Source organism: Mesorhizobium comanense (genome assembly GCF_005503535.1).
In the GTDB taxonomy this organism is placed as follows: Bacteria; Pseudomonadota; Alphaproteobacteria; order Rhizobiales; family Rhizobiaceae; genus Mesorhizobium; species Mesorhizobium comanense.
Map to the genome: position 1 here is coordinate 12,539 of NZ_SCNN01000013.1, position 22,146 is coordinate 34,684.

Annotated in this window: 28 protein-coding genes; 10 read left to right on the forward strand and 18 right to left on the reverse strand. The window is 63.5% G+C overall.

Annotated elements, in window-relative coordinates; all coding sequences use genetic code 11:
• Positions 1-171 precede the first annotated feature (171 nt).
• From tolB to ybgC, 7 genes are all read right to left on the reverse strand, one after another.
• Positions 172-1,482: a Tol-Pal system beta propeller repeat protein TolB gene (gene tolB, locus FFS37_RS21270; protein ID WP_137932941.1), complete on the reverse strand. Its 1,311-nt coding sequence runs from the start codon at positions 1,480-1,482 to the stop codon at positions 172-174.
• A gap of 39 nt (positions 1,483-1,521) precedes the next feature.
• A complete protein-coding gene (locus FFS37_RS21275; RefSeq protein WP_137932942.1) occupies positions 1,522-2,679 on the reverse strand; it encodes a TonB family protein in 1,158 nt (385 codons plus the stop codon).
• A 7-nt stretch (positions 2,680-2,686) separates the two neighbouring features.
• The gene (gene tolR, locus FFS37_RS21280; RefSeq protein ID WP_137932943.1) at positions 2,687-3,142 is read right to left on the reverse strand and encodes a protein TolR; all 456 of its coding nucleotides are present in this window, start codon (positions 3,140-3,142) and stop codon (positions 2,687-2,689) included.
• Positions 3,143-3,152: 10 nt separating this feature from the next.
• Complete coding sequence (gene tolQ / locus FFS37_RS21285; RefSeq protein WP_137932944.1) at positions 3,153-3,863, reverse strand: protein TolQ; 711 nt, start codon at positions 3,861-3,863, stop codon at positions 3,153-3,155.
• Between the two features lie 256 nt (positions 3,864-4,119).
• Complete coding sequence (locus FFS37_RS21290) at positions 4,120-4,431, reverse strand: type II toxin-antitoxin system RelE/ParE family toxin (RefSeq protein WP_137932945.1); 312 nt, start codon at positions 4,429-4,431, stop codon at positions 4,120-4,122.
• Entirely contained in the window at positions 4,421-4,696 is a 276-nt protein-coding gene (locus FFS37_RS21295; protein WP_137932946.1) for a type II toxin-antitoxin system ParD family antitoxin, read from the reverse strand. The genes FFS37_RS21290 and FFS37_RS21295 overlap by 11 nt, the downstream gene beginning before the upstream one ends.
• A 134-nt stretch (positions 4,697-4,830) precedes the next feature.
• Entirely contained in the window at positions 4,831-5,313 is a 483-nt protein-coding gene (ybgC, locus tag FFS37_RS21300) for a tol-pal system-associated acyl-CoA thioesterase (protein WP_137932947.1), read from the reverse strand.
• Positions 5,314-5,366: 53 nt separating this feature from the next.
• On the opposite strand from ybgC, the gene FFS37_RS21305 reads away from it, so the two are divergent.
• On the forward strand, positions 5,367-6,617 hold the full coding sequence (locus tag FFS37_RS21305; protein ID WP_137932948.1) for a glycoside hydrolase family 5 protein: 1,251 nt from the start codon (positions 5,367-5,369) through the stop codon (positions 6,615-6,617).
• A gap of 7 nt (positions 6,618-6,624) precedes the next feature.
• Here FFS37_RS21305 and FFS37_RS21310 read toward each other — a convergent pair whose 3' ends face one another.
• The 8 genes from FFS37_RS21310 to FFS37_RS21345 form a co-directional block, all read right to left on the reverse strand.
• Entirely contained in the window at positions 6,625-7,521 is an 897-nt protein-coding gene (locus tag FFS37_RS21310) for a metallophosphoesterase (protein WP_137932949.1), read from the reverse strand.
• A gap of 181 nt (positions 7,522-7,702) precedes the next feature.
• Positions 7,703-8,740 (reverse strand): Holliday junction branch migration DNA helicase RuvB, encoded by a 1,038-nt coding sequence (ruvB, locus tag FFS37_RS21315; protein WP_137932950.1) that lies wholly within the window; start codon positions 8,738-8,740, stop codon positions 7,703-7,705.
• A 43-nt stretch (positions 8,741-8,783) separates the two neighbouring features.
• Positions 8,784-9,404 carry a Holliday junction branch migration protein RuvA gene (gene ruvA, locus FFS37_RS21320; protein ID WP_137932951.1) on the reverse strand — a complete coding sequence of 207 codons (621 nt, stop codon included), beginning with the start codon at positions 9,402-9,404 and terminating at the stop codon, positions 8,784-8,786.
• 28 nt (positions 9,405-9,432) lie between these two features.
• Positions 9,433-9,852, reverse strand: coding sequence for a type II toxin-antitoxin system VapC family toxin (locus FFS37_RS21325; protein WP_137932952.1), 420 nt, complete (start codon positions 9,850-9,852; stop codon positions 9,433-9,435).
• Positions 9,830-10,099 carry an AbrB/MazE/SpoVT family DNA-binding domain-containing protein gene (locus FFS37_RS21330; protein ID WP_137932953.1) on the reverse strand — a complete coding sequence of 90 codons (270 nt, stop codon included), beginning with the start codon at positions 10,097-10,099 and terminating at the stop codon, positions 9,830-9,832. Before FFS37_RS21330 ends, FFS37_RS21325 begins: the two co-directional genes overlap by 23 nt.
• 56 nt (positions 10,100-10,155) lie before the next feature.
• The gene (ruvC, locus tag FFS37_RS21335; RefSeq protein ID WP_137932954.1) at positions 10,156-10,665 is read right to left on the reverse strand and encodes a crossover junction endodeoxyribonuclease RuvC; all 510 of its coding nucleotides are present in this window, start codon (positions 10,663-10,665) and stop codon (positions 10,156-10,158) included.
• Between the two features lie 95 nt (positions 10,666-10,760).
• A complete protein-coding gene (rcdA, locus tag FFS37_RS21340; protein WP_137932955.1) occupies positions 10,761-11,294 on the reverse strand; it encodes a protease adaptor protein RcdA in 534 nt (177 codons plus the stop codon).
• 371 nt (positions 11,295-11,665) lie between these two features.
• Positions 11,666-12,046: a hypothetical protein gene (locus FFS37_RS21345; RefSeq protein WP_137932956.1), complete on the reverse strand. Its 381-nt coding sequence runs from the start codon at positions 12,044-12,046 to the stop codon at positions 11,666-11,668.
• A 332-nt stretch (positions 12,047-12,378) separates the two neighbouring features.
• Between FFS37_RS21345 and FFS37_RS21350 the strand changes: the two genes are divergently transcribed.
• A complete protein-coding gene (locus FFS37_RS21350; protein WP_137932957.1) occupies positions 12,379-12,930 on the forward strand; it encodes a DUF2269 family protein in 552 nt (183 codons plus the stop codon).
• 40 nt (positions 12,931-12,970) lie between these two features.
• Here FFS37_RS21350 and FFS37_RS21355 read toward each other — a convergent pair whose 3' ends face one another.
• From FFS37_RS21355 to FFS37_RS21365, 3 genes are all read right to left on the reverse strand, one after another.
• Positions 12,971-13,741: a sulfite exporter TauE/SafE family protein gene (locus FFS37_RS21355; RefSeq protein ID WP_137932958.1), complete on the reverse strand. Its 771-nt coding sequence runs from the start codon at positions 13,739-13,741 to the stop codon at positions 12,971-12,973.
• Between the two features lie 117 nt (positions 13,742-13,858).
• The gene (locus FFS37_RS21360) at positions 13,859-14,587 is read right to left on the reverse strand and encodes a class I SAM-dependent methyltransferase (protein WP_137932959.1); all 729 of its coding nucleotides are present in this window, start codon (positions 14,585-14,587) and stop codon (positions 13,859-13,861) included.
• A 69-nt stretch (positions 14,588-14,656) separates the two neighbouring features.
• Complete coding sequence (locus FFS37_RS21365) at positions 14,657-15,106, reverse strand: Lrp/AsnC family transcriptional regulator (protein ID WP_137933137.1); 450 nt, start codon at positions 15,104-15,106, stop codon at positions 14,657-14,659.
• Between the two features lie 132 nt (positions 15,107-15,238).
• Here FFS37_RS21365 and FFS37_RS21370 point away from each other — a divergent pair, with 132 nt between their 5' ends.
• The 8 genes from FFS37_RS21370 to FFS37_RS21405 all read left to right on the forward strand — a co-directional run bounded on the left by FFS37_RS21370 (position 15,239) and on the right by FFS37_RS21405 (position 22,146).
• On the forward strand, positions 15,239-16,123 hold the full coding sequence (locus FFS37_RS21370) for a DMT family transporter (protein ID WP_137932960.1): 885 nt from the start codon (positions 15,239-15,241) through the stop codon (positions 16,121-16,123).
• Between the two features lie 107 nt (positions 16,124-16,230).
• Positions 16,231-16,833, forward strand: a complete 603-nt coding sequence (locus FFS37_RS21375) for a PH domain-containing protein (protein WP_137932961.1) — start codon at positions 16,231-16,233, stop codon at positions 16,831-16,833.
• Positions 16,834-16,923: 90 nt separating this feature from the next.
• A complete protein-coding gene (locus FFS37_RS21380) occupies positions 16,924-17,571 on the forward strand; it encodes a thiamine phosphate synthase (RefSeq protein ID WP_137932962.1) in 648 nt (215 codons plus the stop codon).
• A gap of 1 nt (position 17,572) precedes the next feature.
• Positions 17,573-18,619, forward strand: coding sequence for a tetratricopeptide repeat protein (locus tag FFS37_RS21385; RefSeq protein ID WP_137932963.1), 1,047 nt, complete (start codon positions 17,573-17,575; stop codon positions 18,617-18,619).
• 129 nt (positions 18,620-18,748) lie between these two features.
• Positions 18,749-19,315 carry an elongation factor P gene (gene efp, locus FFS37_RS21390; RefSeq protein ID WP_135902305.1) on the forward strand — a complete coding sequence of 189 codons (567 nt, stop codon included), beginning with the start codon at positions 18,749-18,751 and terminating at the stop codon, positions 19,313-19,315.
• A gap of 24 nt (positions 19,316-19,339) precedes the next feature.
• Positions 19,340-20,140: an inositol monophosphatase family protein gene (locus FFS37_RS21395; protein WP_137932964.1), complete on the forward strand. Its 801-nt coding sequence runs from the start codon at positions 19,340-19,342 to the stop codon at positions 20,138-20,140.
• A gap of 146 nt (positions 20,141-20,286) precedes the next feature.
• Positions 20,287-20,973, forward strand: coding sequence for a PAQR family membrane homeostasis protein TrhA (gene trhA, locus FFS37_RS21400; protein WP_137932965.1), 687 nt, complete (start codon positions 20,287-20,289; stop codon positions 20,971-20,973).
• Between the two features lie 147 nt (positions 20,974-21,120).
• Positions 21,121-22,146, forward strand: a complete 1,026-nt coding sequence (locus FFS37_RS21405) for a MotA/TolQ/ExbB proton channel family protein (protein ID WP_137932966.1) — start codon at positions 21,121-21,123, stop codon at positions 22,144-22,146.

The window sequence follows — 22,146 nt, forward strand, 5'->3', positions numbered from 1 at the left end:
CCGCATTCAAGAAACATGGTTAAATTTTTGTTTCGGCCGCCGTCCACAACCTCTAAATCCAAGGTCACAGTTGTCGCGGACCCTAGGCGGAAATGCGGCCAAAACGCGACCATTGCATGGAAAAGGGGCCGAATCGGCCCCTTTTCCGCAGTTGTGGCAATTCGGTCGAACCTACTCGAGCAGCGGCGACCAGGCGGGATCCGAAGCGAAGTTCGCCGTCGGGATCGGCTGCTCGTTGCGGCCGGTGAGGTCGACCGAAACGAGCTTCGGGCCGCCATTGGTGTCGCGGAAGAACATCAAGACGCGGCCATTGGGCGCCCAGGTCGGACCTTCCTGCTGGAAGCCGGAGGACAGGATGCGCTCGCCGGAGCCATCGGTCTTCATGACGCCGATCTGGAATTCGCCGCCGGTCTGCTTGGTGAAGGCGATGAGGTCGCCGCGCGGCGACCAAACCGGTGTCGAGTAGACGCCGTCGCCGAAAGAGATGCGGGTCTGGCCCGAGCCATCGGAGCCCATCACGTAAATCTGCGCCCGGCCGCCGCGGTCGGAGGTGAAGACGACCTTGCTGCCGTCGGGCGAGTAGGATGGCGAGGTATCGATGGCCGTCGAATTGGTCAACCGTGTCGTCGAGCGGCTGCGCAGATCCATGGCGAAGATGTTGGAGTTGCCGTCGTCGCGCAGCAGGCTCATGATCACCTTCTGCCCGTCGGGCGAGAAGCGCGGCGCAAACGTCATGCCGGGGAAGTTGCCGACCAGTTCGCGCTGCCCGGTCTCGATCTGAAGGAGATAGACCCTGGGCTGGCCGCTTTCGTAGGACATGTAGGTGATTTCCTGCCGGTTCGGCGAGAAACGCGGCGTCAGCACGATCGACTTGCCGTCCGAGAGATAGCGAACATTGGCACCGTCCTGGTCCATGATGGCGAGGCGCTTTTTGCGCGCGTTCTTGGCGCCGGACTCGTCGATGAAAACAACGCGGGTGTCGAAGTAACCCTTCTCGCCGGTGATCCGTTCGTAAATGGCGTCGGCGATGATGTGGGCGACGCGGCGCTGGTTGGCGTCATTGGCGAAGAACTGCTCGCCCGCCATCTGCTGGCCGGCGAAGGTATCCCACAGCCGGTACTGGGCGCGGATGCGTCCGTCGGCCTCCTTGCTGACGCTGCCGGTGACCAGCGCCTGCGCGTTGATCACCTTCCAGTCGTCGAAGCGCGGCGCGGCGTCCGGGTTTGAAATCTTCTCGATGAAAGCGGCCTTGTCGATCGGCGCGAACAGGCCGGAGCGCTTCAGGTCTGCGGTGACGATCTGGGAAATCTGGGCGCCCAGCGCGTCGCCGCCCTGGAAATCCGTGATCGCGATCGGCAGCGGCTCAATGTTGCCTCCGGTAACCTTGAGCTCGACCTTGGCCAGAACTGGAACGACAGAACCTGCCGTTATGCCCAGCGTCACGGCTACAAGCACCAGGAGCGGATTGAGGAAAGATCTCATGTCTTCTCGCTTTTCTTCTTCGCTGTTCCAGCTCTCGGCCTAGAGGCCAAGCATCTCTCTTGGATCGAAAGTGACCACGACATCATTCCAGATGTCTTGCTTGCCGGCAGGGACCTGTAAGCCGGCCATGTCGCATTTCTGGACGGCGCGTACGGCGCTTTCATCAAACTGGCGATTGCCGCTCGACTTCTCGACGGACGGACGACCGTCCAGCTTGCCGGAGGCATTCAGATTGAACTGGATGATTGCTACAAAATTCTCCGCGCCTTCGAGACCCGCTGGAATGGACCAGCAACCCTTGAGCTGATCTTCCAAAGCGCCCTGCTCCGACTTCGACAGCTTCTGGCCATGATCCTTGTCACCGCCGAGCGACGCCTGCTGGGTCGAGCGCTTGGCGCCGCCGCCGGATGGCTTCTGCTTGTCGAGCAACTGCTGGATAGCGCCCTCATTGAATTGCTTGTCGTCCGACTTCGGCTTCGACGAGGCTTCCTTGACCGGCTTGTCGGCGTCCTTGCGATCCTGCGCCTTGGCGCTTTCGGCCGGCGCCGGCTGCGGCTTCGGCCGCGCTTCCGGCGCGGGCGCCGAGCTCGGCAACTGCGTTTCTTCGGTGGGCGGATCCTTGGCTATCGCTTCGGCGACGGCATCGGGCTTGACCTCGGGCGTCGGATCGATAGCGGCGGTCTTGTCCTGCGGCGGCGGGGTGGGCGCCGGCTTGGCCGGCGTCGGCTTGGGCTCGACCTGCTTGACCGGCTCGGGCTTGACCTCTTCCTTCGGTTGCGGAACCGGCGCCACTTCCGTTGCCGGTGTCGGCTTCGGCTCTTCCTTTGGCTTCGGCGCGTCCTCGGTCTTCGGCTTTTCGGTCGGTGTCGGCGCCGGGGCAGCCATCGCTGTTTTCTCGACCGGTTTCGGCTTGGCCTCGTCCGTCACCGGCTTGTCGGTATCGACGCTGTTCTCACCGATCTTTTGTGCATCGGGCACGATATCGGGGCGCTGCGTCGGCAGCGGCGCCGGCTTTTCATGCATCACGGCCTTCTTGTCGCCCTGCAGCGTCTGCGCAACGGCTTCCATCGGCACGATATCGACCGCGACCGACTCCACGTCGGCCGACGGAAGCGCGGCCGGCGCCGACAGCGTGAACAGGCCGAAGGCCAGCACCGCCGCGTGCAGGATCACCGATGTGGTGAGGCCGGTCTTCATCGTGCGTCTACTGATCCTGTTTCTGCAGTGAAATCAGACCAATGTTCTTGTAGCCAGCAGCTTGGATGAGGGCCATTACCTCCATCGCAGCACCATAGTTGGTAGCCCTGTCGCCACGGATGAAAATGCGTTCGTCGTAGCCAGTCTTGGAAATCGCCTGCAGCTTGGCCACCAACTCTTCCGCCGGAATTTCGGTCTCTTGCAGGAAAATCTTTCCCGCAGCGTCGATGGTGACCATGATCGGCTGCGTGTCGGCATTCATCGCCTTGGCTTGCGTCTCCGGCAGGTCGACCGGCACGCCGACCGTCAGCATCGGCGCCGCGACCATGAAGATGATCAGCAGCACCAGCATGACGTCGACCATCGGCGTAACGTTGATCTCCGACATCAGCGCGTGGTGACGGCCGCGCCGCCGGTGGCCGCGCCCGCCGCGTCCCCCATTCATGCCTACGGACATGCCCATCGGTTACTCCTCAGGCCTTCGGCGCGACTTTTTCATCGATTTGGCGCGAGAGTATGGCGGAGAACTCGTCGGAGAACCCTTCCATGCGCACCGCGAGCTTGCTCGCATCCGATGACAGCTTGTTGTAGGCGATGACCGCCGGAATGGCGGCCAGGAGGCCGATGGCGGTCGCCAGCAGCGCCTCGGCGATGCCGGGCGCGACGACCGCGAGGCTGGTGTTCTTGGAGCCGGCAATGGCCTGGAACGAGGTCATGATACCGATGACGGTACCGAACAGACCGATGAAGGGGGCGGCCGAACCGGTGGTGGCAAGGAAGCCCAGGCGCCCCTCCAGCTTCTCCATTTCGCGCGTCAGCGCCAGGTCCATGGCCTTGTCGATACGGGTCTGCAGCCCGAGCGGCGACTTGGCGCCTTTCTCGAAACTCTTCTTCCATTCGCGCATGGCGGCGACGAAAATGGCGCCCATGCCCGTCGTCTTGCGGTCGGCGAGCGTGCGGTAGAGCTCCTCCAGCGACTGCCCCGACCAGAAAACCTGCTCGAAACGGTTGAGCGCCAGCCGCATGCGGCCATAGGCGACGAGCTTGTCCACGATGATCGCCCAGGTCCACACCGAGGCGCAGAGCAGCCCGATCATGACCAGCTTGACCACCCAGCTGGCCTGCATGAACAAGGCCCAAATCGACAATTGCGCGCCCGGTTCGGCGAGTGCGATATTTTCCATCGTTACGTCCTTAAGATTTCCGGGCGAAGCTGGCGGCTGGCCCCTGGCATCCCTTGTGGTCGGTTCGCGCGAAGCTACCGGACACCCCAAACCGTGCCTTTCGCGGCCTTTTCGGGGCAAATATTGGTGAAACGAAGGCGCTGGATAACGCCAATCTTCACCAATCTCTTCATGAACCGTTATGGTTAAGGATGGGTTAGTGAATAAGGCGCGGCGCATTGCCGCGCCTTGTGGCGAAGCCAACGCGCCTCCACGGTTAGGAGTCCGTCTCTTCCAAGTGGTGGGGGTAGTCCTGCCCGCCATAGAGGACACGCAGGATCAGAACCTGCTCCGGGTCGACTCGGAACAGGATCGATGCACGACGTTCAAAGCCGACAACGCGGATTCCGGGTCCGATAGCCTCGCGAACGATACCTCGTTCCGGGAACGTGGATAGCGCCATGCACGCCGCCTCGATGCGGTCGATATAGCCGCCGGCGCGCGCGGCGCCGCTTTCCTTTTCAATATAGTTATAAATGGCAAAGAGATCGGACTGCGCCGAGGGCCGAAAGACGACCTTATGCGTCACGCTTGGCGACCTTCATGCGGCCTGCATGGTGCGCGCGCAATGCCTTGAATACGTCCTCAGCCGGGATGTCCGCGCGCGGGTCGTCAAGAGCTTGCTGTACCTTGGCGCGCATAATGGCGGTAATGACCTGCTCCTCGCGGTCAAGGGCGCGAAGCGCTGCCCGCATCACTTCGCTCGCGGAATCGTATGCTCCAGACGCCAGGCGGGCGTCGAGGCTGCTCTGCTGGCGTCCGAGCGTCACGCTTATGGGCTTGCTGGTTCTCATGGCGAATCTTGTAGCATAATGTATGACGTTGTCATACTGCCTTCGGGCACGCGCAAGCTCCCCGTTGCCGCTGCCGAACGTCACCAACCGTCAGAAATCGGTCGACAGGCTTTGGTGTAGCCGCGCAAATCCGTTCAGTCAGCTGAAGCACGGGACTTGGGCATGAAGGCCGCCACCCATTCCCTGGGAAACCGCCTCGGCCGGCCATTCTCGCCGATGATCGCCGCCTCGACCTTGGCCTCGACAAGCACCTCCTCACCGCGCTTGAGCTGCTGCGCCATGAAGATGCGTGCGCCGGAAATGGCCTCGGTGCGCGTATCGACGGTCAGTATGTCGTCGATGCGGGCCGGCGCGCGGAAGTCGATCTCCATGCGCCGCACCACCCAGACTATTCTTTCGCCATGGCTGCCGCTGGCGAGTTCGGTGTGATGGACACCGGTCAGCCTGAGGTAGTCGGAGCGGCCGCGCTCGAGGAATTCGAGGTAGCGCGCGTGGTAGACGACGCCCGAGAAATCCGTGTCGGCGTAATAGACCCGGGCCATCAGCCGGTGGCCGAACGGCATCAACGCGCCGGAAATGCCTGCCAGCAGCGTCGCCGATTCACCATGATCGTCCATTGCGCTTCCTTTTTCAGTCACGACAAGGCACGTAATTTCGGCGCATGAACCCGATGGCACTGTTGACGGCGATGATCAAGACCTTGACGGCGGCGCTGCTTGTGCTCGTCGCTTCAGCGTTCCCTGCGCAGAGCGCGACCTTCTCCATGAAGCGCGGCCTTAACCTCGACCAGTGGGTCACTTGGCCCGGCGAGGACCATTGGGACGACGCCAGGACCATCCTGCCCTATCCGGAATGGCGCAAATTCCTCAAGGACGAGGACCTCAAATCCCTCAAGGAGGCTGGATTCGATTTCCTGCGCATGCCGGTCGACCCCTCGCCCTTCCTGTCCGACCAGACCACGGCCCTGCGCGACGACCTCTACGTCAGCGTGCTGGACTCTGTGCGCATGATCAACCGCGCCGGCCTGAAGGTGATCGTCGACATGCACCTGGTCCCGGCCGGCGGCGGCCGCAAGATCGGCATGGCCGAAGTGATGAACGATCCGCAGACCTTCGACCGTTATGTCGACATGGTGCGCAGGATGGGCCGCACTCTGGCCGGCGAGGATCCCCAGAAAGTCGCCTTCGAACTGATGAACGAACCGATCGTGGACTGCGACGCTGAGGGCACCAGCCTGTGGCCGGACCGCCAGCGCGAATTGTTCGCCGCGGCACGGTCCTCGGCGACGCAGCTGACACTGGTGCTGACCGGCGCCTGCTATTCCGCCGCCTCGGCATTGGAGAAAATCGACCCGAAGACAATTCCCGACGACAACGTCATCTGGACCTTCCATTCCTACGATCCGTTCCTGCTCACCCACCAGGGTGCGACCTGGGCGGGCGACTTCATCCCCTATGTGACCGGTCTGCCCTATCCGCTGACATCGGTGCCGAAGACGCAGCTCGACGTGACGCTGGACACCATCCGCGCCCGTATCAAGGCAGAGGCCCCGTGGACGCGGCAGAGCGGCCTGCTTGCCTATCTCGACGAACAGGTGGCCAGCATGGACAGCCCGGAAAAGCTTCTCGGGTTGATGGACGCTCCCTTCAAGAAGGTCGAGGCCTGGTCTAAAGCCAACAGCATCAAGCCGGAAAACATCACGCTCGGCGAGTTCGGCATGATCCGCCAGGAATACGGCAACGCCTACGTCATGCCGGGCGCGTATCGCGCCGCCTATGTTAGGGACATGATCGCGCGCGCCGAGGCGCACGGCTTCTCCTGGTCGGTGTGGAGCTATGGCGGTGCCTTCGGCATCGTCGACGCCTTCAACGGCGACAAGGCCGAGCCCGATGTCATGAACGCAATCCGGGCACTGCCCTGAACGCGGATCAGCCGAGATCGATCGATACGATTTCCGGTCGCATGCCGAAACGGATCGGCAGGTTGCTGAAGCCCAGCCCGCCCGAGACGATCAGATTGCGGTCATTCTCGACGACATGGCCATAGGCGTAGCGGTTGCCGAACTGGGACGGCACGATGGGCGAATAACCGAACAGCCGCACCTGCCCGCCATGGGTGTGGCCCGACAGCGTCAGCGAGACACGCTCCGGCACTTTCGGAAAAATGTCCGGCTCGTGCGCCAGAAGGATGACCGGCGAGGTATCGCTGACCTTGGCCAGCGTGCCGTCGAGATCGTCCAGCCCCCTGGGAGGCTCATGCCTCTTTTTCGGCAACAGCGCCAGCTGGTCGGCGAGGCCGGCGATCCATACCCCATGTCCGTCCTTCTCCAGGCGCACGGCGTCGTTTTCCAGGACCGGGATGCCGACTTTCTCCAGCGCCTTGCGCGCGATCGTCGGGCCGACCTCGGCACGCTGCGCGAAACCATCGGCCCACCAGTCGTGATTGCCCAGGATCGACAGCACGCCGAGCGGCGCCTTGAGGCCCGACAGCGCGCCGGCCCATTCCGGCGGCGTCACCCTTTGCGACACCAGGCGCATGCCGGCAATGTAATCGCCGAGCAGCACGATCAGGTCCGGCTGCAAGGCATTCGCCTCCTCGGCCAGCGAAGCGACCCGCTCCGGCGTCATCCAGGGCCGGCAGGCATGGATGTCGGCGAGCGCGACAATGCGCAGCTTCAGGCCGCCAGGCCAGTGCGGCGGCGTCAGCGCATAGCGCTTCACATGCGTCAGCAGCATCGGCTCGATGCCGACCGCATAGGCGCTGAACGAAGCGACCGACAGGAACGACCCGCCGATGAAGCGCAGGAATCCGCGTCTGCTGATCATTGCCTGCGTCTGCCTGTCATCTGATTGGCTCCTTCGCCCGGATCATGGCGGTATGCCCGCCAGCCTGCGATACAATCCACGAATACGCCGGCAAGCCGGCGAAGATGAGGAGAATTTGCGCAGGCCCGATCACTGATGCTTGATCACTGGTCCGGGAAACCGTGCCTGCCCGCTTGCCCCGCTATTCTTCCTGGAACAGGTTGATCTGCTGCTGAGCGAGATCCTTGGGCGCATCGAGGCCGAGATGGCGCCAGGCATTGGCCGTCAGCATGCGGCCGCGCGGCGTGCGCTGAATGAAGCCCTGCTGGATGAGATAGGGCTCGATGATGTCTTCGATCGCATCGCGCGGCTCGGAGAGCCCGGCCGCGATCGTCTCGATACCAACGGGACCGCCACCAAAATTGCGCGCGATCATGTTGAGATAGCGGCGATCGAGCGCGTCGAGGCCGAGCGCGTCGACCTCCAGCCGGGTGAGTGCCTCGTCGGCGACGGTGCGATCGACATGGCCGTCGCCCGCGACCGAGGCGAAATCGCGCACGCGGCGCAGCAGCCGGCCAGCAATGCGCGGCGTGCCGCGCGCGCGCCGCGCGATCTCCAGCGCCCCATCCTCGCCGAGCGGCATCTGCAGGATGCGCGCGCCGCGCCGCACGATCTGTTCCAGTTCCTCGACCGTGTAGAAATTGAGCCGCACCGGAATGCCGAAACGGTCGCGCAGCGGATTGGTGAGCAGGCCAAGCCGCGTGGTCGCGGCGACAAGGGTGAAACGGGCAAGGTCGATCTTGACCGAGCGCGCCGCCGGACCTTCGCCGATGATCAGGTCGAGCTGGAAATCCTCCATCGCGGGGTAGAGGATTTCCTCCACCGCCGGGTTCAGCCGGTGGATTTCGTCGATGAAGAGAACGTCGCCCTCCTCGAGATTGGTGAGCAGCGCCGCGAGATCACCGGCCTTGGCGATGACCGGTCCCGAGGTCGAGCGGAAATTGACGCCGAGTTCGCGGGCCATGATCTGCGCCAGCGTCGTCTTGCCGAGCCCGGGCGGCCCGACGAACAGCACGTGGTCGAGCGCTTCCTTGCGGCCCTTGGCCGCCTCGATGAAGATTTTCAGATTGGCTCGTACGGCGGCCTGGCCGACGAAATCGTCGAGCGTCTGCGGCCGCAAGGTCTGGTCGGCATCCTCGCCGCGTTTTTCCGGTGCGATCAGACGGGGGGACAGGGTCATGCGGCCTTACTCGCATACGAGTAAAACCCCGACAAGCCAGCGCTCATCGCGCCAGTTCCTTCAGCCCGAAGCGGATCAGCTTGGACGCATCGGCGCCCTCGCCCGCCGTCTTCAGCGCCGCCGACACCGCATTGGCGGCGATGTCGCGGGAATAGCCGAGATTGACAAGCGCCGAAACCGCGTCAGTGATCGGCGCCGGGGCGACGCCCTCGCCGAGTTCCTGCTTCAGGCCGATCGTACCCGACGCGGCGCCCGCATAGGCCGGAGCCTTGGCCTTCAGCTCGGTGACGATGCGCTCGGCCACTTTCTTGCCGACGCCGGGCGCACGAGAAACCATGGCGATGTCGCGCAGCGCGATGGCATTGGCGAGGTCCGCCGGCGCTAGTGTCGACAGGATGGCCAGCGCCACCTTGGCACCGACGCCCTGCACATTGTTCATCAAGAGCCGGAACCATTCGCGCTCCAGAGCCGACTGGAAACCGTAGAGCCGGATCATGTCCTCGCGCACATAGGTCTCGATGAACAGCACCACCGCTTCGCCGGGCGAAGGCAGTGCCGCCAGCGTGCGCGCCGAGCAGTAGGCGACGTAACCGACGCCATGCACGTCGACGAGGCAATGATCCTCGTCGATCTCGTCGAGTGTGCCCTTGAGCTTGCCGATCATGCCAGATCTTTCATGGAAGATAGGCCCCTCATGGGCGCGTTTGCGGAGAGATGATGTCGAGGTCGGGGAAGTAATTGCGATACCGTGCGGCGTCGCGGGTCAAAAGGCGATGGCCGGCGACGACCGCATGGGCGCCGATAAAGAAATCAGGCAGGGTTCTTTCCCGGATACCACCTGCCCGGCGATAGCGGGAATGCGTCACGCCCGCAAGGAAGGCCGCGTCCCAGGGTAAAAGTTCGCGGTCCATATCGAGCATGTCGACCGCTTCTCGAAGCGCTGCCTCCGTCGCGATCAGAGGCGCCAACTCGGACCAGACGACGGTGTTGATGACCAACGCCCCGTCGCGGCGGCACAAGGCGATCGCGGACGCAGACCATTCTGTCAGCGGTCCGGCCGGCCCCCAGACATCGATCAGGACATTCGTATCAATCAACGTCGAGATCTTCACGCGGCCCCCTCAACCACTCCATGTACTGATCGGTGGTCATGCCTCCCAGATCCAGCGTGCCCGCCATCCGGTCGAGGACATCGCTGAACCTGCGTGATTTCTCCTCCTCGGAGAGGTTCTCGTTGACGGCGACCAGCCGAACACCGCCGTCGACGGCCACGAACTCCACCTCGGAGCCTGGGCCAATGCCCAGAAGGTCTCTTATCGGCTTGGGGATTGTTACTTGCCCCTTCGTGGTCACACGCATGGTAATACCTCCAAGGTATTACTTACTCTCGAGACGTGAACAAGTCAAGAACATCGCTATCCGGCAAGCGCCATCCGATAGGCCGCGCTCTGGCGGTGATGGGCATGGCAGATGGCGATGGCCAGCGCGTCCGCTGCATGCTCGGTGTCGAAGACCGCCTTCGGCAAAAGCACCTTCACCATCATGTGGATCTGCTTCTTGTCGCCATGGCCGACCCCGATCACGGCCTTCTTGACCGCGTTGGGCGCATATTCGGCGACCACCAGACCCGCCCGCGCCGGCACCAGCATGGCGATGCCGCGCGCCTGGCCAAGCTTCAATGTCGCAACGGCATCCTTGTTGACGAAGGTCTGTTCGACGGCCGCCTCATGCGGCATCGCCTGATGCAGGACTTGGGCGAGCCCGTCATGCAATTGGCAGAGCCGAGTCGCCAGCGCCGCCTTGTCCTCTGAACGCACCGTGCCAGAGGCAATGAAGCGCAGGGAATTGCCGAGGCTCTCAACGATGCCCCAGCCGGTGCGCCTGAGCCCCGGATCGATACCGATGATACGAATCGCGTCCCCCATCCGGTCACTCTACCCCCTGGGCGGACAGCGATGCCAGCGAAAAGTGAACAAACCGGAAACAGGAAAGGTTGCGGAGCCCGAAAGTCGCGCCGCCTTCAGTTGCGGGCAAAGGCCGTGTTGAGCAGGCTGATCTGATCGGAGACCGGGTTGGGACGCCGCGATACTGGCTGCATGTCGACCACGGCGCCGGCACCGTAGATCTCGTCGTCCATGCGGCGCACCAGAGCTTGAAGGCGCAGCGAGCGGTTGACGAGATCGAGGAAATCCCTGGGCAGTTCGGCCCAGCCGGCTGCCTCGTCATGGGCGGAAGCGGTGTCGAGGCGCACCTTCGACTTTTCCGAGGCAACCTGGTCGCGCGTCATTTCACCGGAATTGGCCGCACGCTGCAGCAGCAGCCAGGACGCGACCTGCATCAGCCTGGTGGTCAGCCGCATCGATTCGGCCGCGTAGAGCGTTGCCGCCAGCCGCGACAGCTTCTTGGCCTCGGCTCGGCCCTTGCCGTCGAGATACTCGGCCGCCTGTTCAACCAGGCCCATGCCTTCCTGGTAAAGCGGCTTGAAGGAGTGCGAAAACACCCGGCGTTCCGCCAGCTTGACGGTTTTCGCGCTGCCCTTCGAAGGCTCGTTCATTGATTTACGCCCCTGCACTTGCAACCGGCCGATACGGCTCACTGCCGATACACCCGGCACCCTATATGACTGAAGCTTGAAAATGCGCTTCACAGGGGGTGAAGGCAAGCACATGTTTAACAGAAGGTTAACAGCGCTCCGGCCGGCGGCGTACCGCCGGAATGCGGACAAAAAAAGAGCCGCGGATAAGGCGGCTCTCAGGAGTTTAACAGGGAGGCGTCAAACAAAGTGGCTCCAACCACTCGGTAAGAATCCAGATCACTGGATGCACATAGTAAACGCCTGTAAAGCTTAATGAACCTTTAACGGCACCGCGATTTTTTGACCGGATGCCGCATTCTGTGCCGTAACAGCACAGTGCGATGCGCTCTTCAGGCCTTCTTCCAGACCACCGGCAGGGCAATGAAGGCGAACAGCAGCATGCCTGCGTAGAACCCCATGGAGGCGATTCCAAGCAGCGGCTCTATCGCTTCATGGCCGGCGAGCAGAATGTAGAGACCGACCATGAGCCCGATGCCGCTGATCGCCGTCAGCCAGAAATGGATGACGGCGAGCATCTTTTGCCCGGCCGCCGGAAACAGATGGTAGAAGAAGGCGAAGACCGCCGACATCAGCCATCCCGCAACCATGATATGGGCGTGAGTCGGCATCTGGCCATGGTCCTGGCTGATCGCCATGTGGATGCCGAGCGCCATGCCGCACAGCGCGTAGATGATCGCCAGCGTGAAAAAGTTCCGGGCTACGCCTTGCATGTCAGTTCCCCCAAGTGCCTTTTCCCGTTTTCGGGAATGGGTTGATCTCCAGGCGAGTCGTCTCGCCGCCGGGCTCCCGGCATCGGCGCACTATCACCGGCATTGTTTCCGGACGATGTCGCGCCAACCCCTCCCCAGGCCCGCGAACCTAACAGAAAAAGCCGGCGGCGGATTGTCATATTAGCAACTTCTTTTTTGACGGGAGCCGAAACAGAACCGGTTTTTCCGCGACATTATTCCGAAACAGCCGCCGCGTTAGACGCCCGCTCCTCTGACGGCCGGCGCAAATCCGCGCCGCCGCGCTACTCGCAATATTGCCTCGGGAGCAACGCATGGACTGGTATTCCATCGTCAAATTCCTTCACGTCGCCACGGCTATTCTGTGGGTGGGAGGAGGCTTCGTGCTTTTCCTCCTAGGCGTGCTTGCCCAGCGCGCCGGCAACGTCGAGGAGAAGCTTCAGGCCATGCGCGCCAGCGGCCAGCTTGGCGGCCGGTTCTTCGCACCCATGTCGATGCTGACCCTCGTCTTCGGTCTCATCATGTGCGGCCTCTGGATCGGGTTTTCCGACCTCTGGATCGTCATCGGCCTCGTCGGCTACGCGACCACCTTCTCCATCGGCATGTTCATCTTCAAACCGACAGGCGAGCGCATGGGCGCGATGATCGCCAGGGACGGTGTCACGCCGGCCGTCCTGGAGATCGGCGAGCGCATGATGCGCGCCGCGCGCCTCGATTATGCGGTCATGCTGGTCATCGTCGCCGACATGGTGCTCAAGCCGACGGTTGACGACATCGGCATTCTGGCCGCGATGGTTCTGGTGGTGATGATCGGCGCCATGATGGCCTTCGGCCGGGCCCGTCGCATGGTACCGGGCGCCGCATGACATTCTCGGCGGTGGGTGGCATAACAGCCGCCCCCGCCCGTCACATGAGGCCGGCTACCCCATCCCACAGCAGCTTCACCGCCACCACCGCGACCGTGGCATAGGTGAAGGGATAGAAAACCTCCGGCCGCATGCGCCGCACCAGCCAGGCGCCTGCGATGGTCGAAAGCGGCGCCAGCGGCATCAGCACCGCGGACGCCGTCAGGTTGGCCGTGTCGAACTGGCCGAGCGCGAAATAGGGCACGAGCTTCAGCGCATTGGTGGCGGCAAAGAAAATCGCGGCGGTTCCCGACAGGATCTTCGGATCGAGCCGGATCGGCAAGGCGTAGACCTGGAAGGGCGGGCCGCCGACATGGGCGACGAAGCTGGTGAAGCCGGCGACCGTGCCCCAGATCGCAGCGGCGACGCGATTGGGTTCGGCCGCATGGTCGGAACCATGGCGGAACTGCAGGTACAGCCAGCGCAGCACGAAGATGATGGCGACGGCGCCGACGATCAGCCGCACCGCCTCTTCGGTGACCAGCGCGGCGGTCAGCCAGCCCAGACCAATGCCGACGACGGCGCCCGGAATCATATCGACCAGCATTTTCCTGTCGTAGACGCCCCACCACGTCCAGACAGACACGATGTCCATGAGGCACAGGATCGGCAACAGGATGGCGGCCGCCTGCACCGGCGGGATGGTCAGCGCCATCAGCGGCACGCCGACGAAGCCGACAGCGCCGCCGAAGCCGCCCTTGGACAGGCCGACCAGGATGACCGCCGGAATGGCGGCCGCGTAGAACCACGGATCAACAAGGAGGCCTGACATGGGGAGGGGCTGGTCTGGAGGGAAAGCGCTTCTAGGCACTGAATAGCCCAGTTTCACGGGACGGGCGATAGCAAATTGTCGCCCGTCGGTAGCCTGCCTGCGAGAGGACGGCGCTGCCTAGCGCCGCGCCGAGACCAACAGGAACATCGGCCGCTCGAGCTCTTCCGAGAGTTCCGGCCTTTCCGCGATCTGCTCGGGCGTGGGGCAGAAATCCTCGACATGCTCGATGGTGAAACCGCACCGGATCAGCGCGTTGAGCGTGGTGCCGGTCGTGCGATGATATTTGATCACGCCCTTGGCCAGCCAATCGGTCTTGCGCGGACCTTCCACCAGATACTGGTCGACGGGCCATGTCTTGCGGCCTTCGGCGTCGATCGCCCAGCCGGGCCTGGTCGGGGCCATGAAGACCGGATGCTCCGTCGAGAACACGAAATGCCCGCCCGGCGCCAGCGCCTGGTGCACCGTCGCGAACAGGCGCGCGACGTCCTCGATATAGTGCAAGGCAAGCGAACTATAGGCGAGATCGAAGCCGCCTTGCGGCAGACTGAGCTGGCCCAGGTCGGCTCTCTCATAGGTGATGCCGCTGTCCGGGCCGGCAGCCCGCCCCCGGTCAAGCATCTTCTCCGACAGGTCCAGCCCGAGGACTTGGGCGGCTCCATTCTCATGCGCCCAGCGGCAGAACCAGCCGAAGCCGCAGCCGAGATCTACGACCCGCAGGCCGTTGATTTCAGGCAGCATCGCGCGCAACGCCGGCCATTCGGCGGCGCCGTCCAGTCCTTCGACCGATCGGCCGAGCTGGCTGTAGCCGGCGAAGAAATCCGGCTGGTCGTAGATATTCTGTGCCATGCCTTCTGGCTCCTCTGACAAGTATCCGGCGGGCCGGACGCACAGGTCCGCAGCTCCGCATATCCGACACTATTCCGATTGCGCCCCGAGCGGCGGCGGCCGCCGCCGGATCGGCTGCGCCTTGATGATGGCGGTGCTGGTTTCGGCCTTGTCGGCGATGCGGTCGAGAATACCGTCGAGGTCGCCGATCGATCGCACGAACAGGCGGGCGATGAAACAGTCGTCGCCCGTCACCTTGTCGCACTCGCCGAACTCGGCGATCTCCTCGATCAGCTTCTGGACGATGTGAAGCTTGCCCGGCAAGGGTTTGATCCGCACGATCGCCTGCAGGGTATAGCCCAGCGCCAGCGGATCGATCTCGACAGTGAACGCCCGGATGACGCCGCGCTCCTCGAGCCGCCGCAGCCGCTCCGAAACACTCGGCGACGACAGGCCGACCTGAGCGGCAAGGTCCTTCAGCGACGTCCGCGCATCCCTGACGAGGAGTTCGAGGAGACTTCGGTCGAGATCGTCAAGCATTTCATTTTTCTCACTCATATGCGGATGCGCCCTAATATAATTAGGACAATATCTCATATTGCCTTTTCGTCGTGATGGAAAGGCGTGTCATCGCATGAGATTATGCCGCTCATTGGGTCCGAGAGGTCAGTCATGAACGATACGGTACGCGGCACGGCCGAAATGGCGGCCGCAATGGCGATCCTAGGAACGATCGGATGGTTCGTCGTTATGTCCGGCCAGCCGATCATGGACGTGGTCTTCTGGCGTTGCGCGTTCGGCGCGGCGACGCTGTTTGTGGTCTGCGCATCGCTTGGGCTCCTGCGCAACCGCCTGTCGCTGCGCGTCCTGGCGCTCGCCGCCCTTGGCGGCGCGGCCATCGTCGTCAACTGGGTGCTCCTGTTCAGCGCCTTTTCGCGCGCGTCGATCTCGATCGCCACCGCGGTCTACAACACGCAGCCCTTCATGCTGGTCGGCTTCGGAGCGCTCCTGTTCGCCGAGCGGCTGACTTTGTCCAAGCTGACCTGGCTCGCCATCGCCTTTGCCGGCATGGTGCTGATCGTCGAGGCGGCCCCTGACGCGGGCGAAGTCGGAACCAACTACGTCGCCGGGATTCTGATGGCGCTTGCCGCGGCCTTCTTCTGGGCGGTCGCGGCCATCGTCACCAAGAAGCTCAGGGGCACGCCGCCGCATTTGATCGCGCTCATACAGGTCTGTGTCGGCGTCGTCATGCTGGCACCGTTCGCTGATCTTTCGCATCCTCCTGCCGACCCCTGGACCTGGGCCACGCTGGCGACGCTCGGCGTCGTCCACACCGGGCTGGTGTATATCCTGCTCTATGGCGGTATCCAGAAACTGCCGACATATTTGCAGGGGTCGCTGTCCTTCATCTATCCGGTCGTCGCGATCCTGGTCGACGTTATCGCCTTCGGCCACCGGTTGCATCTCAGCCAGATCGTCGGCGCCGCCCTCATCCTGATCGCGGCCGCCGGCATGAATCTCGGCTGGAGCTTATGGAGATCGAAAGTTCCGGCTTAGAGCCCGCAGGACAACCACGCCGACGCTTTCTCGACGATGCGGTGCCGATTTGCGGGGCCGGCATGATCCGTGCCATGTAGGTTTAGGCAACATCGGCGGGTAGCGACGTGGCAGTCGGATCTTTTCAGGGGCGGTTACTGCCTCGCGAACGCATCCTGTGGAGCGGACTGCCCGCACAGGGCCTGTTCTTCACTAGCCGCGACATCTTTCTGATACCGTTCAGCCTGCTCTGGTGCGGCTTTGCGATTTTCTGGACCTATACGGCCAAGAGTCAGGGCGCCCCGCTTTTCTTCTATGCTTGGGGAATGATGTTCGTCTGCATTGGGCTCTTCTTTGTCTTTGGCAGGTTCGCGGTCGACGCATGGTTGAGAACGCGCATCTCCTACGCGGTCACCGACAAGCGCATTCTCATTGCGCGTGCCGCGCCTTTTTCCAACTTCACATCGATCGATTTGGAGCGCCTGCCCGACGTCCAGCTAACCGGCGAGGGAGCGAAGCGCGGCAGTTTGCGTTTCGGAGCGGCGACATCCATCTTCGGGAATTTGGGAACGGGCTGGTCTCGGGGTCCTTATCAAGGTTTTGGCAGCTTTTCCCCGTCTCTTGACCCCGTCCCGCAATTTCTCGGGATCGAAGACCCGTCGAAGGTATTCGACTTGATCATGAAGGCCAGCGACGCCATCCGCTCGAGATCGTCAGCCGTCGGGCGTTGACCCTCCATCTGTTCAATCCCTCCACTTTGCTCTATGCCGCAATCCAACCATCTTCGCCCGGCATAGGCGAAAATCCGGGATCGAAGAACCATGAACGACGCAACGCCTCCCAACCGCTGCCGCATCGTGCTGATCGCGCCGCCAGGCGTGCCGGCCGACCGCATCGCGTCCGCCTTCGAAGGCGGCGACGTCGCCTCGCTGATCCTGCCCGAGAACGGCATGGACGAAGCCTCTTTCCAGGCCTTCGCCGAGGAGATCGTACCGGCGGCGCAGGCTGCGGGCGCCGCCGTCGTCGTCGCCGGCGATACGCGCATTGCCGGCCGCGTCCACGCCGACGGCATCCATGTCGAGACCGGCAAGGCAGAACTCGCCGAGACGATTGAACATTTCCAGTCCAGGATGATGGTTGGCACCGGCGGGGCCAAGACGCGCGACGACGCGCTGGAACTCGGCGAAGCAAGGCCCGATTACATCTTCTTCGGCCGCTTCGGCTATGACAACAAGCCCGAGCCGCACCCGCGCAACCTGTCTCTGGGTCAATGGTGGGCTGAGATGATCCAGATCCCGTGCATCGTCATGGCCGGCTCCGACCTCGCCTCGGTCGAGACAGTGGCCTCCACCGGCGCGGAGTTTGTCGCGCTGTCGAGCGCGGTGTTCGCCGACGGCGTCGATGCGAAAGCGGCGATCGCCCGGGCCAATGCGCTGCTCGACGAAACCGCGCCGCGTTTCGAGGATTGACGTGTCTCCGGCAAGGCTTCCCCTGCAGGCCCTGCTAGCGGCGGCCATGATTCAGGCCGCTGCCGCCGGGACGGTTCCGGTTCCGGTTCCGGAGGCGAGGCCGGACACCGGCGTGCATACCGACAAGCCGATCGAAAACCAGCTGCCGCAGCCCGCCACCACGGCGGAGCCTGCCACGCTGCCTTCCATCGATAATTTGAATCCGGACCGTTTCGGGGCCAAACCGGCGGACGCGGCCTACGGCGCCTTCCAGCGCGGGCTTTACAAGACAGCCTACAACCTCGCTCTGGTTCGCGCGCAAAATGGCGACGCGGCGGCGCAGACACTGGTGGCCGAAATCCTGTCGCGCGGGCTGGGAGTGCCGGTGAACACGGCTGAAGCCGCCAAATGGTATGCGCTTGCCGCGGAGCAGGGCGTGCCGGAATCGCAATTCCAGTACGCGCTGATGCTGCTCGACGGCCGCTACGTGAAGAAGGACGAGAAGGAAGCCTATGCGCTGATGCAGGCCGCCGCCGAAGCCGGCAACCAGCTGGCGCAGTTCAATTTCGCGCAAATGCTGGTCCGGCAGGATCCTGGCGACGCGGGCCTGACCAAGGCGGTTTCCTACTATGAGCGTGCCGCCGCGACCGGCCTTGCCGACGCCCAGTACGCCATGTCCCAGATCTATGCCAACGGCGTCGGCGGCAAGCCCCGCGACGATGCGCAGGCAAGGCGGTTCCTGGCGCAGGCGGCGCGTCAGAATTACGATACCGCGCAGATCGATCTCGCGGCCTGGATGATCGAGGGCCGCGGCGGGCCGCGCGACCTGAAATCGGCTTTCGGCTGGACAAAGCAGGCGGCCGAGGGCGGCAACATCGCGGCCCGCAATCGCCTGGCCAAACTCTATATGCAGGGCATCGGCACCGACCCCGATCTGGTGCTCGCAGGAGCCTGGTACATCGTCGCCCGCCGTGCCGGTCTCATCGACCCGCAGATGGACGATTTCCTGCAGGGCCTGAGCGACGACGAGACCAAGCAGGCCTTGCAGAAGGCGAACCGGTTGCCCTGAGGTGGTCGCCGGCATCGGCCTTGCCCATTCAGCGGACCGGCCGCTCCCTTGCCTCTTCCGGCGATTTGTGGTCTTGGGAGCCCAAAATCGCTTGTCTGGCGAAAAAATCTCATTCCGGATCCCATCATCATGGCCAAGATCAATGGCAACGAAATCCGTCCCGGCTATGTCATCGAGCACGATGGCGGACTCTGGGTGGCGGTCAAGACCAACACCGTCAAGCCCGGCAAGGGCGGCGCCTACAACCAGGTCGAACTGAAGAACCTCATCAACGGCACCAAGCTCAACGAGCGCTTCCGCTCCGCCGAGACGGTCGAGCAGATCCGGCTCGACCTCAAGGATTTTTCCTTCCTCTACGAGCAGGACGACGCGCTGGTGTTCATGGACACCCAAAGCTATGAGCAGCTCGAACTGAACAAGGATTTCGTCGGCGACCGCTCCGCCTTCCTGCAGGACGGCATGATGGTGACGGTGCAGCTCTACGAGGAAAGGCCGATCGGCATTTCGCTGCCTGATTATGTGACGCTGACCATCACCGAGGCAGACCCGGTCGTGAAGGGCCAGACGGCGGCGTCCTCCTACAAGCCGGCGGTTCTGGAGAACGGCATCCGCGTGCTTGTACCGCCCTTCATCGGCGCCGGCGAACGCATCATCGTCGACACCAACGAAATCACTTACGTGCGCCGCGCCGACTGACGCGCAGGCACAGGAAGACACACGATGGCACGCTCAGCCCTCCTCAACGTCATGGTCCAGGCCGCAATGAAGGCCGGCCGCTCGCTGGCACGCGACTTCGGCGAGGTCCAGAACCTGCAGGTCTCGATGAAGGGCCCGGGCGACTATGTCAGCCAGGCCGACCGCAAGGCCGAGGATATCGTCTTTGCCGAACTGTCGAAGGCGCGCGCCGGTTACGGCTTCCTGATGGAGGAGCGCGGCGCGGTCGCCGGTGACGATGACCAGCACCGCTGGATCGTCGACCCGCTGGACGGGACCACCAATTTCCTGCACGGCATTCCGCTCTTCGCCGTCTCGATCGCGCTCGAACGCCAGGGCCAGATCGTGGCAGGCGTGATCTACAACCCGGCCATGGACGAGCTCTATACGACCGAGCGCGGCGGCGGCGCGTTCATGAACGACCGCCGGCTGCGCGTCGCCGGCCGCACCAAGCTGGTCGACACGGTGATCGGCTGCGGGGTGCCGCATCTGGGACGCGGCCACCACGGCAATTTCCTCGTCGAATTGCGCAACGTCATGGCCGAGGTCTCCGGCGTGCGTCGTCTTGGCTCCGCCGCGCTAGACCTCGCCTATGTCGCGGCCGGCCGCATGGACGGATTCTGGGAGACCGGCCTGTCGGCCTGGGACATCGCCGCCGGCCTGCTGCTGATCCGCGAAGCAGGCGGCTTCGTCTCCGACATGGATGGCGGACAGGATATGCTGGACAACGGCTCGGTCGTCGCCGGCAATGAGGTGATCCAACGCGCCTTGCTGAAGACGGTGAAAATCCCGTACGCGCCCCGCTGAAGCAGTCCGGGAAAAGCGCGTAGCGCTTTCTCTTGGGGATACCGCAGGGCTCGCCGCGCGCTGAAGCGCCGCAGTCGCAAAACCGCAACCAAAGCTTGAAATACTGTCCAGCGGCTGCCCAGATTAGGGGTGACACAGGACGATAGATGACCAATACCCCGCCGCAACTCGATATTCCCTTCGTCGGGCGCTGGCACTACTCCCGCGCCGAGATGATCGCCGACGGCATCGTGCATGCGGTCGGCATCGTGCTGGCGATCGCGGCCGGTTCGGCGCTGCTGTCGCTGGCTGCGTTCCGGGTCGGGCCGGGTGAGTACATCGCCGCCGCCTTCTACGTGGTTTCGCTGCTCACCGTGCTGTCGGTATCGCTCACCTACAATCTGTGGCCTGTTTCCTCGCCGGTGAAATGGGTGCTGCGGCGCTTCGATCATGCCGCGATCTATCTTCTCATCGCCGCCACCTACACGCCCTTCCTTGCCCAGCTCGACGGCTCGCCGCTGGCCGGCTGGATGATCGTGGTGGTCTGGGCCGCCGCGGCGACGGGCATAGTGCTCAAGGTGTTTTTCCCCGGACGCCTCGACCGGTTGGCAATCCTGTTCTACCTCGCCATCGGCTGGAGCGGCATCGTCCTCGTCAAGCCGCTCGTCGAGACCCTGCCCACGACATCGATTGTGCTCATCGTCGCCGGCGGCATCGTCTATTCCTGCGGCGTCATTTTCTTCGCCTGGAAAGGACTGCGCTTCCACAACGCGCTGTGGCACGGCTTCGTCGTCGTCGGCGCCGGCCTGCATCTGGCGGCCATGGTCGACTGCCTGGTCATCAGCCGACTTTGATCCCGCGAACCGGCTCCGGTTTCACCGCCGGATGAGACTTCCCGCACGCGCGCTTCGCGGCAATATTGCCAAGCGCCATTCAATTTGGTCACAATTCCGTTTAGAGTCGCGAACAATGTGATCGGCGGCATCGGAAACGGGGCACGGATGGCTTTCCTCAGATCTTTCGGCATGGGCAGGCGCTCCGACGTACTGATCTACGATCCGCATAAACTGTCGAGTCCGCAGGTGTTTCTGCTGACCATGGTCATCTTCCTGGCCATCGTCGCTTTCATTGCCGCCATTCTCACCCGCCAGATCTCGACGGCTTTCGTCACCAATCCCGGGCTGAACGGCCTCATTCTCGGTGTCCTGGTGGTCGGCATCCTGCTGGCCTTCGCCCAGGTGGGCCGGCTGTTTCGCGAGGTGCGCTGGGTCAACTCCTTCCGAGCAGGATCGGAGACCATCGAACCGGTGCTGCTGGCGCCGATGAAGGCGATGATCGGCCGCTCCTCGACGATGGCCTTCTCGACATCCTCGATGCGCACCATGCTCGATTCCATCGCCACGCGCCTCGACGAAAGCCGCGACACCTCGCGCTACCTCGTCGGCCTGCTGGTGTTTCTGGGCCTGCTCGGCACCTTCTGGGGCCTGTTGAACACGATTGGCTCGATCCGCGAGACCATCGAATCGCTCGACCCCGGCACCGGCGACGCGGCGGCGGTGCTCGATTCGCTGAAACAGGGCCTGTCGGCGCCGCTCGCCGGCATGGGCACGGCGTTCTCGTCCTCGCTGTTCGGCCTTTCGGGCTCGCTGGTGCTGGGCTTCCTCGACCTGCAGGCTGGCCGCGCCCAGACCCGCTTCTACACCGAACTGGAAAACTGGCTGTCCTCGGTGACCGACCTGTCGTCCGACATCGTCGTCTCCGATCCGGCAAAGGCCGAGCCGTCGGACGAAATCCGCCTGTTGTCGGAGCGGTTGCGCAGCATGCAGGAGAATGGCGGCGGCTCCAACCCGCGCGTCGCCACCGCCATGGCCAACCTGGCCGACGGCATCTCCGGCCTCGTCAAGAACATGCGCTCCGAGCAGCAGATTATGCGCGACTGGGTGGAGGCGCAGTCCGACGAGCAGAAGGCGATGCGCAACACGCTGGAAAAGATCGCCGACGCGCTGAAGAAGCAGGGAGTGCACTGA

What these genes read in the sequence shown, in the direction of transcription:
- tolB (WP_137932941.1), bottom strand. Translation starts at nt 1,482, where the DNA reads ATGAGATCTTTCCTCAATCCGCTCCTGGTGCTTGTAGCCGTGACGCTG.
- FFS37_RS21275 (WP_137932942.1), bottom strand. Translation starts at nt 2,679, where the DNA reads ATGAAGACCGGCCTCACCACATCGGTGATCCTGCACGCGGCGGTGCTG.
- tolR (WP_137932943.1), bottom strand. Translation starts at nt 3,142, where the DNA reads ATGGGCATGTCCGTAGGCATGAATGGGGGACGCGGCGGGCGCGGCCAC.
- tolQ (WP_137932944.1), bottom strand. Translation starts at nt 3,863, where the DNA reads ATGGAAAATATCGCACTCGCCGAACCGGGCGCGCAATTGTCGATTTGG.
- FFS37_RS21295 (WP_137932946.1), bottom strand. Translation starts at nt 4,696, where the DNA reads ATGAGAACCAGCAAGCCCATAAGCGTGACGCTCGGACGCCAGCAGAGC.
- ybgC (WP_137932947.1), bottom strand. Translation starts at nt 5,313, where the DNA reads ATGGACGATCATGGTGAATCGGCGACGCTGCTGGCAGGCATTTCCGGC.
- FFS37_RS21305 (WP_137932948.1), top strand. Translation starts at nt 5,367, where the DNA reads ATGGCACTGTTGACGGCGATGATCAAGACCTTGACGGCGGCGCTGCTT.
- FFS37_RS21310 (WP_137932949.1), bottom strand. Translation starts at nt 7,521, where the DNA reads ATGATCAGCAGACGCGGATTCCTGCGCTTCATCGGCGGGTCGTTCCTG.
- ruvB (WP_137932950.1), bottom strand. Translation starts at nt 8,740, where the DNA reads ATGACCCTGTCCCCCCGTCTGATCGCACCGGAAAAACGCGGCGAGGAT.
- ruvA (WP_137932951.1), bottom strand. Translation starts at nt 9,404, where the DNA reads ATGATCGGCAAGCTCAAGGGCACACTCGACGAGATCGACGAGGATCAT.
- FFS37_RS21330 (WP_137932953.1), bottom strand. Translation starts at nt 10,099, where the DNA reads ATGCGTGTGACCACGAAGGGGCAAGTAACAATCCCCAAGCCGATAAGA.
- ruvC (WP_137932954.1), bottom strand. Translation starts at nt 10,665, where the DNA reads ATGGGGGACGCGATTCGTATCATCGGTATCGATCCGGGGCTCAGGCGC.
- rcdA (WP_137932955.1), bottom strand. Translation starts at nt 11,294, where the DNA reads ATGAACGAGCCTTCGAAGGGCAGCGCGAAAACCGTCAAGCTGGCGGAA.
- FFS37_RS21345 (WP_137932956.1), bottom strand. Translation starts at nt 12,046, where the DNA reads ATGCAAGGCGTAGCCCGGAACTTTTTCACGCTGGCGATCATCTACGCG.
- FFS37_RS21350 (WP_137932957.1), top strand. Translation starts at nt 12,379, where the DNA reads ATGGACTGGTATTCCATCGTCAAATTCCTTCACGTCGCCACGGCTATT.
- FFS37_RS21355 (WP_137932958.1), bottom strand. Translation starts at nt 13,741, where the DNA reads ATGTCAGGCCTCCTTGTTGATCCGTGGTTCTACGCGGCCGCCATTCCG.
- FFS37_RS21360 (WP_137932959.1), bottom strand. Translation starts at nt 14,587, where the DNA reads ATGGCACAGAATATCTACGACCAGCCGGATTTCTTCGCCGGCTACAGC.
- FFS37_RS21365 (WP_137933137.1), bottom strand. Translation starts at nt 15,106, where the DNA reads ATGCTTGACGATCTCGACCGAAGTCTCCTCGAACTCCTCGTCAGGGAT.
- FFS37_RS21370 (WP_137932960.1), top strand. Translation starts at nt 15,239, where the DNA reads ATGAACGATACGGTACGCGGCACGGCCGAAATGGCGGCCGCAATGGCG.
- FFS37_RS21380 (WP_137932962.1), top strand. Translation starts at nt 16,924, where the DNA reads ATGAACGACGCAACGCCTCCCAACCGCTGCCGCATCGTGCTGATCGCG.
- efp (WP_135902305.1), top strand. Translation starts at nt 18,749, where the DNA reads ATGGCCAAGATCAATGGCAACGAAATCCGTCCCGGCTATGTCATCGAG.
- FFS37_RS21395 (WP_137932964.1), top strand. Translation starts at nt 19,340, where the DNA reads ATGGCACGCTCAGCCCTCCTCAACGTCATGGTCCAGGCCGCAATGAAG.
- trhA (WP_137932965.1), top strand. Translation starts at nt 20,287, where the DNA reads ATGACCAATACCCCGCCGCAACTCGATATTCCCTTCGTCGGGCGCTGG.
- FFS37_RS21405 (WP_137932966.1), top strand. Translation starts at nt 21,121, where the DNA reads ATGGCTTTCCTCAGATCTTTCGGCATGGGCAGGCGCTCCGACGTACTG.